This window comes from Frigoribacterium sp. PvP054, assembly GCF_040547465.1.
Taxonomy (GTDB): Bacteria; Actinomycetota; Actinomycetes; order Actinomycetales; family Microbacteriaceae; genus Frigoribacterium.
The window spans coordinates 434,127-447,782 of record NZ_JBEPPU010000001.1; the positions used below are offsets into that span (position 1 = coordinate 434,127).

The following is a 13,656-nucleotide window of genomic DNA, read 5'->3' on the forward strand; positions in this document are numbered from 1 at the left end:
GGGTGACGATCGGCTTCGACGGGCCGCGGTGGAGGAGGCGGTGAGGACATCCACCGACGGTAGGCACGCCCTACCGGAACAGACAGATCGGTGGGGGCAGATGGGGACACGACGAGCGTCCCGCGACCTGGGGAGGAGCAGACGACCCACCCGGGCGACCGGCGGGTTAAACGAGAGGGGCGGCACCGGTTGGGGGGGAACCGGTGCCGCCACGTGCGTCGGGCGATTGGGGGGAATCAGCGCGACGCACGTCGGAATCGAATCCGACTCCCCCACTGTACCCCAGAACTCCCCTCGCGCACCACGACGTCGCCACCGTGCGGGGCGTGTCGTCGGCCTCGGCTCGCCGCAGCCTCCGGAGTAGGGTCGTCGACGCGGCTCCGTGCCGCGGTTCACGCAACGACGCGAGAGGACTTGCGATGCTCGACGGCACCGACGACCAGCCCACCGAAGGCCGCGCCTTCGCCCCGCCCGCAGACTTCGCCAGGACGGCCGTGGCCGGTCCCGACCTCGCCGGACGGGCCGCCGCCGACCGCCTCGGGTTCTGGGCCGATCAGGCCCGCGAGCGCCTCACGTGGGACCGGGTCCCCACCGAGACCCTCGACTGGTCGAACGCCCCCTTCGCCCGCTGGTTCGCCGACGGCACGCTCAACGTCGCGTACAACTGCCTCGACCGCCACGTCGAGGCCGGTCACGGAGGACGCGTCGCCCTGCACTGGGAGGGCGAGCCCGGCGACGCCCGGACCCTGACCTACGCGGAGTTGACCCGCGAGGTCAAGCGGGCCGCGAACGTGCTGCTGTCGCTGGGCGTGCGAGCCGGTGACCGCGTCGTGGTGTACCTCCCCCAGATCCCCGAGGCCGTCGTCACGATGTTGGCCGTCACGCGCATCGGAGCGGTCCACTCGGTGGTCTTCGGCGGGTTCAGCGCCGAGAGCCTCCGGGCCCGCATCGACGACGCGGGCGCGCGGCTCGTCGTGACGGCCGACGGCGGCTGGCGCAAGGGGGCCGTCTCGCCCCTCAAGGCGGCCGTGGACGACGCCCTCGCCGTGGACGGTGAGACGACGGTCGAGCACGTCCTCGTCGTCCGACGGGGCGGCAACGACGTCGAGTGGACGGACGGTCGCGACGTCTGGTGGCACGACGCCGTCGAGACGGTGGACGACGAGCACGACGCCGAGGCGTTCGAGGCCGAGCACCCGCTGTTCATCCTCTACACGAGCGGCACGACCGGCAAGCCGAAGGGCATCCTCCACACCTCGGGCGGCTACCTCACCCAGGTCGCCTACACGCACGCCGTCGTCTTCGACCTCCACCCCGAGACCGACGTCTACTGGTGCACCGCCGACGTCGGCTGGATCACGGGCCACAGCTACGTCGTCTACGGCCCGCTCGCCAACGGGGCCACCCAGGTGCTCTACGAGGGGACGCCCGACGTCCCCGCGCCCGGCCGGTGGTGGGACCTCGTCGAGAAGTACGGCGTGACGATCTTCTACACGGCGCCGACGGCCATCCGGGGCTTCATGAAGTCCGGGAGGGAGATCCCCGGCGCCCGCGACCTCTCGTCGTTGCGCCTCCTCGGCTCGGTCGGCGAGCCGATCAACCCCGAGGCCTGGCTGTGGTTCCGCGAGGTGATCGGTGCGGACCGCACGCCGATCGTCGACACGTGGTGGCAGACCGAGACGGGCGCCCAGATGATCTCGCCCCTGCCCGGGGTGACGACGACGAAACCGGGATCGGCCCAGACGCCCCTGCCGGGAGTCGTGGTCGACGTGGTGGACGACCACGGCGACCCGGTGGCGAACGGCGAGAGCGGCCTGCTCGTCGTGTCGGAGCCCTGGCCGTCGATGCTGCGCGGCATCTGGGGCGACCCGGACCGCTACGTCGAGACGTACTGGAGCCGCTTCGGCGACCGCTACTTCGCCGGGGACGGCGCCCGCCGCGACGCCGACGGCGACATCTGGCTGCTCGGCCGGGTCGACGACGTCATGAACGTGTCGGGTCACCGGCTGTCGACCGCCGAGATCGAGTCGGCCCTCGTGTCGCACCCCATCGTGGCCGAGTCCGCGGTCGTCGGCGCCGGCGACGAGACGACCGGTCAGGCGGTGGTGGCCTTCGTCATCCTGCGCGACGAGGCGAAGGCCACCCAGACCCCCGAGGAGGCGGTGGCCGCCCTGCGCGCGCACGTCGCCCACCAGATCGGTGCGATCGCCCGGCCGCGCACCGTCGTGCTCGTCGACGAACTGCCGAAGACGCGCTCGGGCAAGATCATGCGGCGCCTGCTGCGCGACGTCGCGGAGGGACGCGAGGTCGGCGACACGACCACGCTGGCCGACACCTCGGTGATGTCGGTCATCACGGCCGAGATGCGCTGAGCCAGGGCCTGCCGGGACGCCGACGGCCCCTCCTCGGATCGAGGAGGGGCCGTCGGCGTGGAGGGACGAGGAGGCGCGTCAGCGGACCTCGAGGACGAGCTCGACCTCGACGGGCGAGTCGAGCGGCAGCACCGCCACCCCGACGGCGCTGCGGGCGTGACGTCCGGCCTCGCCGAAGATCTCGGCGAGCAGCTCGGAGGCGCCGTTGACGACCCCCGGCTGACCGGAGAAGCCGGGGTCGGAGGCGACGAAGCCCGTCACCTTGACCACGCGCACGACGTCGTCGAGCGAGTCGAGCACGGTCGCCGCCGCGGCGAGGCCGTTCAGCACACAGGTCGCCGCGAGGGCCTGGGCGTCCGCGGGTGCGACCAGGCCGTGGCCCTCGCCGACCTTTCCCGTGGACGGCAGCCGGCCGTCGACGAAGGGCAGTTGCCCCGCCGTGAAGACGAGCGACCCGCTGCGGAGCGCCGGGAGGTAGGAACCCGCCGGTGCCGCCACCGGAGGGAGGACGAGCCCCAGCTCGGCCAGGCGTTCGTCGACCGCTCCCATCAGGCGTCCTGACGGGGACGCTTGAGCCACGCGACGGGGCCGCCCTCGGGGCCCTGGGTCACCTGGACGAGCTCCCACCCGTCCGAGCCCCAGTTGTTGAGGATCGCCGTGCTGTTGTGCACCAGCAGGGGCGTCGTCGTGTACTCCCAAAGGACCATTTCGGCTTCCGTTCAGCTTGAAAATCGGCGATGTCGCTTACCCTGATCCTATGTCTGCCCAAAAATCGAAGCCCACGTCCGCCATCGGGGCACTCTTCGGATTCGTCGGCTTCAGCGTCCTGGCCGGCCTCCTGGTGACCATCGGCGTGACGCCGGCCATCGCGGTCGCCGGCATGACGGCCTCGAGCTCGATCGGCGTGTTCGAGTCGATCCCCGAGTACATCGAGATCGGCAAGCTGCAGCAGCGCAACACGTTGTACGCGACCCAGGGCGGGCAGCAGGTCCCCTTCGCGACGCTCTACAGCGAGAACCGCGTCGAGCTCAAGTGGGACGAGGTCAGCGAGAACCTCAAGACGGCCGTGGTCGCCGGTGAGGACCGTCGTTTCTACGAGCACGGCGGCGTGGACGTGACCTCGTTGGTGCGCGCGGCCGTCGGGTCGGCGGGTGCCGGCGAGCTCGGCGCGAGCGGTGGTGGCTCGACGCTGACGATGCAGCTCGTGCGCAACATCCGCATCGCCCAGTCCCAGCAGCTGCCCACGCAAGAGGAGCGTGACGCCGCCTACAAGGAGGCGACCACCACGACCCTCGATCGCAAGCTGGAAGAGATGAAGTTCGCGATCGGACTCGAGAAGAAGTACAGCAAGGACGACATCCTGCTGGCCTACCTCAACATCGCCTACTTCGGCGACCAGACCTACGGCGTGCAGGCCGCCGCGCAGCACTACTACAACAAGGCCGCGTCCGACCTCACGGTCGCCGAGGCGGCCAGCCTCATCGCGATCGTCCAGTACCCGGACTCGCGCAACATGTCCTCGCCCGACAAGTACGAGGCGAACACCGCCCGCCGCGACGTCATCATCAAGTCGATGTACGCCGAGAAGGACATCGACCAGCCCACGGCGGCCCTGGCGCTGTCGACGCCGGTCGCGAGCTACGTCGTGCTGACGCCCCCGACCCAGGGCTGCGGAGCCGTCACGGCCTCGGGCGCCCAGTACTTCTGCGACTACGTCAAGAAGAACATCAAGAACCTCGCCGTCCTGGGCTCGAGCCCCGAAGAGCGCGAGGCCAACTGGCGCAACGGCGGTTACGAGGTCTTCACGACGCTGAACCTCGACCTGACCGCGAACGCCAAGGCCCAGGTCGACGCCTTCGCGCCGGCAAAGGAGTCCCGCTTCAAGCTCGGCAGCGTCGTCAACTCGGTCGAGGCCGGCACCGGGCGCGTCATCGTCATGGCCCAGAACACCACCTTCTCCGAGGTGTCGGGCACCGATCCCACCCAGACCTCGGTCAACTTCAGCACCGACAGCGACTACGGCGGATCGAAGGGGTTCTCGACGGGCTCGACCTACAAGCCCTTCACCCTGCTCGACTGGCTCGAGAAGGGCCACGGCATCTCGGAGTCCGTCAACGCGACGCCGCGCACCTTCACCCCGATGACCTGGAACGGCGAGAAGGTCAAGGGCTACGACCCCAAGAACGACAACGGTGGCAACCCGGGCACCGTCTCGGTCGCGACGGCCACGGCCCAGTCGATCAACACCGCCTACATGGCGATGGCCCAGAAGCTCGACCTCGCCGACATCGGTGCGGTCGCCGAGAAGCTCGGCGTGCACCGTGCCGACGGCGGCGAACTCCAGACCGCGAACCCCTCGTCCATCCTCGGGACGAACGAGATCGCTCCGCTGACGATGGCGACCGCCTACGCGGCCATCGCCTCGGGCGGCACCTACTGCAAGTCGATCGTCGTCGACAACGTCAAGGACGCCGACGGCACCGACCTCGGTGGTCAGCCGCAGGAGTGCACCCAGGCCCTCGACCCGCAGGTCGCCGCGGCCGCGGCCGTCGCCATGCAGGGCCTGTGGCGCAACGGAACCGCCGTCGGCGGCCTGCCGGCCGACGGTTACCCCGAGATCGGCAAGACCGGTACCACGAACGACAAGGACCAGATCTGGATCATCGGTGCCACGAACAAGCTCGCCACGGCGGTCTGGCAGGGCACCTACGACGGCCCGAAGGCGAACCTCCGGTCGTACACGTCGCCGAACCAGAGCCGCTACGGCAGCTACGCCAACGCGCGGCCGCAGTTCTTCCGGGCCGTCCAGTCCGTGAACAACACGGTGTACCCGGGTACCGCCTTCGGTCAGGCCTCCGGTTCGGTGCTTCGTGGCTCGGGAGTCGCCGTGCCCGACATGCAGGGCATCACGGCCTCCGAGGCGCAGACGCTGCTCCGGAGCACGTCCCTGGCATTCAAGGACGGCGGCACGCAGGCCTCGGCGCTGCCCGCCGGCCAGGTGATCGGCTCCGACCCCGCCGTCGGCACGGTGGTCTCGAAGGGCACCACCGTCACGGTCTACACGAGCGACGGCAGCGGTGCGGCGCAGGTGCCGGACGTCTCACGCCAGAAGGTCGCCGACGCCGTCAAGTCGTTCGGCGGGGCGGGCTTCGACACGTCGAAGGTCTCGATCGCCGGCTTCACGCAGGGTGACGGCAAGAACGCCTGCCAGGTGGCCGGGTCGAACCCCGCCGCCGGTTCGTCGGCCGCAAAGGACGCCGCCATCGGCCTCACCCTCTACGGTGACCGGGACGGCAACGACCCGGGCAACTGCACGTGAGCCCTCGCGGGACCACCGGGCTCAGCCCCCTGGGGACGACGGCCGTGACCGCAGCAGCGGGCGCGGCCGTCGGCCTCGGGGCGCTCGCCTGGGGAGTCTTCGTGGAGCGCAACCGCTTCACCGTGCGACACGAGGTGCTGCCGATCCTCGAACCCGGCTCGCGCACCCTGACGATCCTGCACCTGTCGGACCTCCACCTCGCCCCCTGGCAGTCGGAGAAGCAGGAGTGGGTCCGCGGTCTCGCGGTGCTCGAGCCCGACCTCGTCGTCAACACGGGCGACAACATCGGCCACGAGGACGCCCACACGGCGCTCGAGTACACCCTCGAACCCTTCCGGGGCGTCCCCGGCGTCTTCGTGAACGGCTCGAACGACTACTACGGGCCCACCCCCAAGAACCCGTTCACCTACTTCGGAGGACCGAGCAAGGTCCACCGTGCCCCGGTCGACCTCGACGTCGACCGGATGCAGTCGTTCTTCACCGACCAGCTCGGCTGGCTCGACCTCGACAACACGGCCCGGGCCCTCGAACTGCGGGGCTCCCGGCTCGAATTGTTCGGCGTCAACGACGCCCACCGGGGATGGGACCGGCTCGACCGCATCCCCGGAGCCCTCGACGACCTCCGCGAGAACGTGGGCTGGCAGGACGACCACGGCGGGCCCGACCCGATCAGCATCGGGGTCACCCACGCCCCCTACCAACGCGTCCTGAACTCGTTCGTCAACAACGGTGCCGACGTCGTCTTCGCCGGCCACACGCACGGTGGGCAAGTCCAGGTGCCCGGCTACGGGGCCCTCGTCACCAACTGCGACCTGCCCCGCAGCAAGGTCAGCGGCCTGACCACCTGGAGCCACGCCCGCAAGACGGCGCACCTCGAGATCTCGGCAGGCCTCGGCACCTCGATCTACGCCCCCGTGCGGTTCGCGTGCCGTCCCGAAGCCGTGATCGTCACCCTCACGGCCTGACCTCGGGGCGAGTGACACGGAGAGCCTCGAACATGGGCTATTCTTGTCGAGTCGCTTCACGTGAGAACGCGAAGACATCGGGGTGTGGCGCAGCTTGGTAGCGCGCCTCGTTCGGGACGAGGAGGTCGTGGGTTCGAATCCCGCTACCCCGACGAAAAAAATTGGCTCCACCTATGGGTGGGGCCAATTTTTTTTGTGCTTTTGGTTCGCCCTTCGGGCGACACGGAAATTGGCTCCATCATTGGGTGGGGCCATTTTTTTTGTGCTTTTCGGTTCGCCCTCCGGGCGACACAGGAATTGGCTCCACCTATGGGTGGAGCCAATTTCTTGGTGCATCGTGGTTCGACCTGGGGGCGACGGGGTCAGGCGAGGCGGCCGCCGGACTCGGCGAGGTAGCAGGCGCCGCAGAGGGACTCGTAGGTCACCTCTCGGCCGTCGATGGCCACCTGGTCGCCGTCGAAGACGAAGCGATCGCCCACCGTGCGGGCGGTGAACACGGCTTTGCGACCGCACCGGCAGATCGTCTTGAGCTCTTCGAGCGAATGCGCGACCTCGAGCAGGCGGCGGCTGCCCGGGAAGGCCACGGTGCGGAAGTCCGTCCTGATGCCGTACGCCAGCACGGGGACGTCGTCGAGGATCGCGATGCGCAGCAGGTCGTCGATCTGGTGCGGTGACAGGAACTGGGCCTCGTCGACGAGCAGACAGGCCAGGCTCGACCCCGTCTCGACCCGGATGGAGTCCCGACGCTCGAGGAAGACCCGGCGCACGTCGTCGTCGGGCCCGAACGTGACGTCCGTGGCACGCGTCACGCCCAGACGCGACACGATGGCGTCGTCGCCCTTCGTGTCGACGCCGGGCTTGGCGAGCAGGACTCGCTGCCCGCGCTCTTCGTAGTTGTAGGCGGCCTGCAGCAGAGCCGTGCTCTTGCCGCTGTTCATCGCCCCGTAGCGGAAGTAGAGCTTGGCCACTACTGCAGGTAACCGTCTTCGGCGGCCCGACGGATCAGCTCGGACTTCTTGCTGGCCGGCCGGTTCGCCTTCGCGTACTTCTCACGGACCCGCCGGAGGAACGTCTTGGCGGTCTCGTACTGAACGTTCATCTGGGCCGCGACCTCGTTCGTGCTGAAGCCCGACACGTACAGGCGGAACGCCTCGGCCTCGCCGGCGCTGAGCTTCGGACGGGTCTGGTTGGCGGCGCCTGCCGGCAGGGGACGCCAGTCGCGCTGCGGCGAGTTGTCGCGAGCGACGCCCATGACCTGGCGAGCGGCGTCCATGACCTCGCGCATCGGCAGGGTCTTGGACAGGAAGGCCGAGGCGCCCGCCTCGAGGGCCCGCTCGCGGGACTCGCGGGTGTCGAGGCTCGACAGCACGACGACCTTGGCACCGGCGGCGCGACACGTCCGCACCCTGGCCTCGATCGAGACGGGCTCTTTCAGCTGGAAGTCGAGGAACACCAGGTCGGTCGGGAAGTTGTCGCTGTGCACCAGCTGCAGCCAGGTGTGCGCGGTGAGCACGAGGTCGAAGTCGTAGGCGTTGACGTTGATCCAGCTGCTGAGGCTGTCGAGCAGCACCTCGTGGTCGTCGAGGATCGCGAGCCGGACGCGTCGCGCCGGCGGTGCCTCGGACCCCGGGCCGACGGTGGCCCAGGACGGTGCTGCGACGGGCCTCCCGAAGCCCGGACGGTGGGACGAGCGGCCGCTCGGCTCAGTGCTGGTCATAAGAAAACCTTAGTGTCAGAAGCGAGGGCGACCGGTCGATGCGGAGGTCGCCCGAGACGAGGCGGAGCACGGTGAGGTAGGGCGAGAGCGACCGACGCGCGGCCGTGGCCGACGAGGCGACCGCGAGCTCGATCGTGACGTCGACCCGCGCCTCCTGACCGGTGAGCACGAGCCGCATCGAGCGCGCGTCGACCACCGAGGGGTCGTCCACGGCCGCGAAGAACGCCCAGAGCGCCGTCCGGTGCTCGGACCCGAGACGGTCGGCGACACGGCCGGGGTCGACCACCTCGGTCGCCACCCGCTGACCGGGGGCCTCGAGACGTCGCGACAGCCACGTCGCATCGGCGTCCGCCACCAGGGAGGCGCGGAGTGCCTCGGCCACGCGGCGCGCCTCGTCGGCGTCCCCCTCGGCGACGCTCCCCGCCGCGATCAGGCGGGCGAAGAACGGCACGACCTCGCGGTTCAGCACCGTGACGCGATCTTGCTGGACGGAACGCGCGAGGGTCACCCGCAGGTCGTCGGTGCTCACGCGGCGGAAGCCGACCGCGCGGGCGAGCCAGCGCTCGACGTGGCCGACGTAGACGGCCGAGAACACGGCCGACGCCGCCGTGAGGGCCAGCAGCGGCGTGACGGCGACCACGACGTACGTCGCGGTCGGCACCGTGGTGACGAACCCCGGGGACTCGACGACGACCACGACCGCGAGGACCGTCGCGACGGCGGCACCGACCACGACGATCTCGCGCGTGGGCCGGTACGGGGCGAGGCCGAGCACGAGCACGCCCGAGACGACCCCGGCCCAGTCGTCGCGGACGAAGGGATTGCTGCCGGACGTCGACACGGCCGACAGCACCGACGCCACGGCGCAGGCCGCCGCGACGCACCCGGCGGCACCGGCTCCGAACGGTGCCCGCACGGGGTCGGCCGCCACGACGAGCACCACCGCGCCCGCGGCCACCGCCAGCAGCGCCACGACCGCCGCCCAGGGCGTCGACACGTCGGAGGCGCGCGACAGGGTCTGGACGGACGCGAGCAACAGGGCGGCGGCCCCGGCCGCGAGGGTGACCGGCCGGGCCGCGAGGGCGCCGAGCGGATCGACCACCTGCGGCGTCCGGACGGAGGCGCGGGCGCTCGTCCGAGGAGCGGCACCGTCGGTCATGCCGACACGCCGCCCTCGGTGCCGACGCCGAGGGGCTCCGGACTCGCGGGGGCGAAAGGGACCCTCAGGACGATCGACGTGCCGCTGCCGGGCGACGACCAGATCTGCACGTGGCCGTCGACACGGCCCAGGCGGGCCTCGACCGAGTTCGTCAGCCCCAGTCGATCGGGGGCCACCGCCGCCTGGTCGAACCCGACGCCGTCGTCGATCACCATCACGGTGAGGTCGGTGCCGTCGCCGAAGACCACGATCTCGGCACGGTCGACGCCACTGTGCCGACCCACGTTGACCAGGCACTGCGCGACGGCGAGGCCGAGGGCGTCCGCCGTGGCGCCGTCGAGGCGACCGACCGACGAGACGTCGCCCGTCACGGCGACCTCGAGGCCGTCGCCACGCGCCTGTTCGACGGCGGCGTGCAGGCGACTGCGCTCCCAGCCGTCCGCCGCCGCGACGGCCTCGTCGGGGGTGCCGCCGCCCGGCGACAGCCAGTCCCGCCCCACGAGCACCTCGAGGTCGTCGGAGATCGACCGCGCCGCCTGTGCGGACAACGGCCCCGGGCCGGCCGCGGCCACCGCCGCGAGGTGCCCGAGGACCGTGTCGTGGACGAGGGCCGCCGCCTGGCCCTCGACGTCGGCACGGAGCCGTTGCACCTGCTGCTCGAGCGCCGCCCGATGGAGTCTCGGCTGCGCCCGTCGGGCCCGACCGCGGGATGCCTCGGCGTGGACCGACACGATCGCGACGAGGACGAAGGCCAGCAGCGTGGTCACGTCGAGTCGAAGGGAGGCGCCCGTGTGCCGGGTCGCCAGTTGCGTGGCGAGCTCGCCGGCCGCGTACCCCGCCGCCGACCAGAGCAACCCGCGTCGAGGGCCGAGGGCCGTGCTGCCCACCATCACAAGGGCGATCTTCGGCAGGGACAACGAGAACGCGTCGGACGCCTGTACCGAGGCCACCTGGGCGAACAGGGTGACGGCGTACCAGTAGAGGGAGGCCGTCCCCACGATCAGGTAGGCGAGGTGGGCCGTCGTCGACCTCGTCCGTTCGACGACGACGAGCAGCGCGAGCACCGGGACGAGCGACGCCAGCGCCGGCCAGAGGAGCAGGCTCGGCGAGGCGACCTGTTTCACGAGCAGGAGGGCCGCCGCGGCGACCAGCACGGTGGCCGCGATGGCGTGGCACGCCCTCGACACGGAGTCCCCGAGGGCCGCCGGTGCGAGGTGGGCCGGGAGGCCGAGCAGCATGAGGCCTCCTGATCGGCTCGTTCGTCGTCTGGAGAGATCATGGCAGAAGCCTGACCACGGGTGTACCCCGACATGTGGTGACATCGACGGGGTCATGCGGGTCGGAGCCGCCGTTTGTGCCCCGTTCGGTCGGGTCGGGGCACAGCTGGGGCGCGCCCGGCCGGACACCCCCCCTCGGATCGGGTCAGAACAACCGGGGCTGAGGGGACCGGGCACCGCCCGGGAGCTCGTGGGCGATCAGCGCGCGCGGAGCTCGTGACGACCCGGACTCGGCCGGCACGGCGTCGACCGCCGGACCACCGGCCCGGCCGTTCAGCCCCATCAACCGCAGCGATCGTGCGCTGTCGTCGAGGGCGGCCGAGCGCATCGACCCGGTGGACGGGTCGGCTCGCCCCTTCTCGAGGCCGTACTCGCGCAGCAGCGGCCGCATGCGGGCTGCCAACCACGAGCGGTAGCCCGTCGGGGCGTAGGTGCCTTGGGAGTAGAGCGAGCGGTACCTCGGGACGAGCTCGGGGTGCTCGCGTTCGAGCCAGGCGAACCACCACTCTCGGACGCCGGGCTTGAGGTGGAGTGCGCTGTACATGACGCTCGAGGCACCCGAGTCGCGCACGGCGGCGAACGCCGCGTGCAGGTGGTCGAGCCCGTCGGTCAGGTACGGCAGGACGGGCATCATGAACACGGAGCAGGACAGCCCGAGGTCGCGGGCCGCCGCGACGGTGGCCAGGCGGGCGGCGGTCGTCGGCGTGCCCGGCTCGACGAACTGCTGCAGGTCGTCGTCGTGGATCGCGATCGACATGGCCAGGTCGACGGGCACGTGCTCTGCGGCCTCGGCGAGCAGGGGCAGGTCGCGCCGCAACAACGTGCCCTTGGTGAGAATGCTGAAGGGCGTGCCCGAGTCGGCCAGGGCGGCGATGATGCCGGGCATCAGGCGGTAGCGCCCCTCGGCCCGCTGGTACGGGTCGGTGTTCGTGCCGAGGGCCACCGGGTGGTGCTGCCACGTCGGTCGGTGCAGTTCGCGCGCGAGCACCTCGGCGACGTTCACCTTCACGACGATCTGCCGGTCGAAGTCGTCGCCGCCGTCGAGGTCGAGGTACTCGTGGGTGGGACGGGCGAAGCAGTAGACGCAGGCGTGACTGCACCCCCGGTACGGGTTGATGGTCCAACCGAACGGCAGGGCCGAGTCGCCACCCGGGACGCGGTTCAGAGCGCTCTTCGCGACCACCTCGTGGAAGGTCACCCCGGCGAACTCGGGCGTCGTGACCGAGGTGATGAGGTTGTTCAGGCGTGCCAGGCCGGGCAGGGCCGACGCCTTCTCGGTGTCGACCGCTTGCTCTGACCATCGCATGGCCCCATTCGAACACACGTTCGAACGGGGGTCAAGCCGGTCGGGGCCTGCCCTCGCCGCCGGGTCGCCCCGGGGGCGACGGCGGACGGAGGACGGGGAGGCGCGTCAGGCGTGGATGCCGAGGGCCTCGGCCGTCGCCCCGATGGTCGACGCCGCACGCCGCTCGTCGGACGACAGGTCGTCGCCGTAGGTCGGGATCATCGCGTTGAGACGGGGCTTCCAGGCCGCGATGCGGTCGGGGAAGCACCGCTCGAGCACGGTGAGCATGATCGGCACGGCGGTCGACGCACCGGGAGACGCGCCCAGGAGGCCGGCGATGGTGCCGTCGCCCGCCGTGATGACCTCGGTGCCGAACTGCAGCACCCCGCCCTTCTTCGCGTCCTTCTTGATGACCTGCACGCGCTGCCCGGCCGTGATGCGGTACCAATCCTTCGGGTCGGCGTCGGGCATGAACTCCCGGAGCGACTCGAACTTGGCCTGCTTGCTCGCGGCGAGCTGGCCCACGAGGTACTTCACCAACGACAGGTTGGCGAGCCCGGCCCGGATCATCGGGTAGAGGTTGTGCGGGCGGATCGAGGCGAAGAGGTCGAGCAGCGAACCGTGCTTCAAGAACTTGGGGCTGAAGCCGGCGTAGGGCCCGAACATGAGGCTGGCCCGGCCGTCGACCACGCGCGTGTCGAGGTGGGGCACCGACATCGGCGGCGACCCCACGGCGGCCTTGCCGTAGACCTTCGCCTGGTGCTTGCCGACCACGGCGGGGTCGTCGCAGCGGAGGAACTCGCCGCTGACCGGGAACCCGCCGAAGCCCTTGATCTCGTCGATGCCGGACTTCTGCAGGAGGTGCAGGGCCCCGCCACCGGCACCGACGAACACGAACCGGGCGTCGACCGTCGTGGCGGTGCCCCCTGCGCGCAGGGCGACGCGCCAGGTGCCGTCGCGGAGCTTGGTGAGGTCGGTGACCCGGTGGTCGACCTCGAGGCCCGCCCCTTCGCCCTGCAGGTAGGCGAACAGGAGGCGCGTGAGAGAGCCGAAGTCGACGTCGGTGCCGGCCGCGATGCGGGTCGCGGCGATCGGTTGCCCCTCGGCACGCCCCGGGATGAGCACAGGCGCCCACGACTCGATGACCGACGAGTCGGTGCTGAACTCGAGCCCTTGGAACAACGGGTGCTCGCGCAGCGCGTCGTAACGCTTGCGGAGGTACTCGACGTTCTTCTCGCCCCAGACGAAGCTCATGTGCGGGGTCGAGTTGATGAAGGCGTCGGGCTGGGGCAGCGCGCCCTCGGCGACGAGGAACGACCAGAACTGGCGGGACACCTGGAACTGCTCGTTGACCTTGACGGCGCTCGAGGTGTCGATCGTGCCGTCGGCCCGCTCGGGCGTGTAGTTCAGCTCGCAGAGTGCCGAGTGCCCCGTGCCCGCGTTGTTCCAGGGGTTGCTCGACTCTAGGGCGACGTCGCCGAGGGCCTCGTAGATCTGGATCGTCCAGCTCGGCTCGAGCTGCTTGATCATGGCACCGAGGGTGGCACTCATGATGCCGCCCC

The 13,656-nt window shown here is 70.7% G+C and carries 11 protein-coding genes and 1 tRNA gene; 4 read left to right on the forward strand and 8 right to left on the reverse strand.

The features are described 5' to 3' along the window. The first annotated feature begins 419 nt into the window (after nt 1-419). A complete protein-coding gene (acs, locus tag ABID81_RS01990) occupies nt 420-2,372 on the forward strand; it encodes an acetate--CoA ligase (protein WP_354593161.1) in 1,953 nt (650 codons plus the stop codon). 78 nt (nt 2,373-2,450) lie between these two features. Here acs and ABID81_RS01995 read toward each other — a convergent pair whose 3' ends face one another. Then, the gene (locus ABID81_RS01995; protein WP_354593162.1) at nt 2,451-2,921 is read right to left on the reverse strand and encodes a RidA family protein; all 471 of its coding nucleotides are present in this window, start codon (nt 2,919-2,921) and stop codon (nt 2,451-2,453) included. Then, complete coding sequence (gene sp36, locus ABID81_RS02000; RefSeq protein ID WP_167599048.1) at nt 2,921-3,079, reverse strand: Sp36 family protein; 159 nt, start codon at nt 3,077-3,079, stop codon at nt 2,921-2,923. The genes ABID81_RS01995 and sp36 overlap by 1 nt, the downstream gene beginning before the upstream one ends. 50 nt (nt 3,080-3,129) lie before the next feature. Between sp36 and ABID81_RS02005 the strand changes: the two genes are divergently transcribed. The 3 genes from ABID81_RS02005 to ABID81_RS02015 all read left to right on the forward strand — a co-directional run bounded on the left by ABID81_RS02005 (nt 3,130) and on the right by ABID81_RS02015 (nt 6,808). Continuing rightward, entirely contained in the window at nt 3,130-5,691 is a 2,562-nt protein-coding gene (locus ABID81_RS02005; RefSeq protein ID WP_354593163.1) for a transglycosylase domain-containing protein, read from the forward strand. Nucleotides 5,692-5,735: 44 nt separating this feature from the next. Beyond that, on the forward strand, nt 5,736-6,656 hold the full coding sequence (locus ABID81_RS02010; protein WP_354593164.1) for a metallophosphoesterase: 921 nt from the start codon (nt 5,736-5,738) through the stop codon (nt 6,654-6,656). 78 nt (nt 6,657-6,734) lie between these two features. Then, a tRNA-Pro gene (locus ABID81_RS02015) sits at nt 6,735-6,808 on the forward strand. Nucleotides 6,809-7,018: 210 nt separating this feature from the next. On the opposite strand, the gene ABID81_RS02020 is transcribed toward ABID81_RS02015, so the two are convergent. The 6 genes from ABID81_RS02020 to ABID81_RS02045 form a co-directional block, all read right to left on the reverse strand. Continuing rightward, the gene (locus ABID81_RS02020; protein WP_354593165.1) at nt 7,019-7,624 is read right to left on the reverse strand and encodes a thymidine kinase; all 606 of its coding nucleotides are present in this window, start codon (nt 7,622-7,624) and stop codon (nt 7,019-7,021) included. Next, the gene (locus ABID81_RS02025; RefSeq protein WP_082486345.1) at nt 7,624-8,373 is read right to left on the reverse strand and encodes a response regulator transcription factor; all 750 of its coding nucleotides are present in this window, start codon (nt 8,371-8,373) and stop codon (nt 7,624-7,626) included. The genes ABID81_RS02020 and ABID81_RS02025 overlap by 1 nt, the downstream gene beginning before the upstream one ends. Continuing rightward, nucleotides 8,360-9,532, reverse strand: a complete 1,173-nt coding sequence (locus ABID81_RS02030; RefSeq protein ID WP_354593166.1) for a hypothetical protein — start codon at nt 9,530-9,532, stop codon at nt 8,360-8,362. The genes ABID81_RS02025 and ABID81_RS02030 overlap by 14 nt, the downstream gene beginning before the upstream one ends. After that, nucleotides 9,529-10,770, reverse strand: a complete 1,242-nt coding sequence (locus ABID81_RS02035) for a sensor histidine kinase (RefSeq protein ID WP_354593167.1) — start codon at nt 10,768-10,770, stop codon at nt 9,529-9,531. Before ABID81_RS02035 ends, ABID81_RS02030 begins: the two co-directional genes overlap by 4 nt. A gap of 184 nt (nt 10,771-10,954) precedes the next feature. Beyond that, the gene (locus tag ABID81_RS02040) at nt 10,955-12,115 is read right to left on the reverse strand and encodes an Rv2578c family radical SAM protein (RefSeq protein WP_354593168.1); all 1,161 of its coding nucleotides are present in this window, start codon (nt 12,113-12,115) and stop codon (nt 10,955-10,957) included. A 105-nt stretch (nt 12,116-12,220) separates the two neighbouring features. After that, on the reverse strand, nt 12,221-13,645 hold the full coding sequence (locus tag ABID81_RS02045; RefSeq protein WP_488628687.1) for a malate:quinone oxidoreductase: 1,425 nt from the start codon (nt 13,643-13,645) through the stop codon (nt 12,221-12,223). Nucleotides 13,646-13,656: the final 11 nt, after the last annotated feature.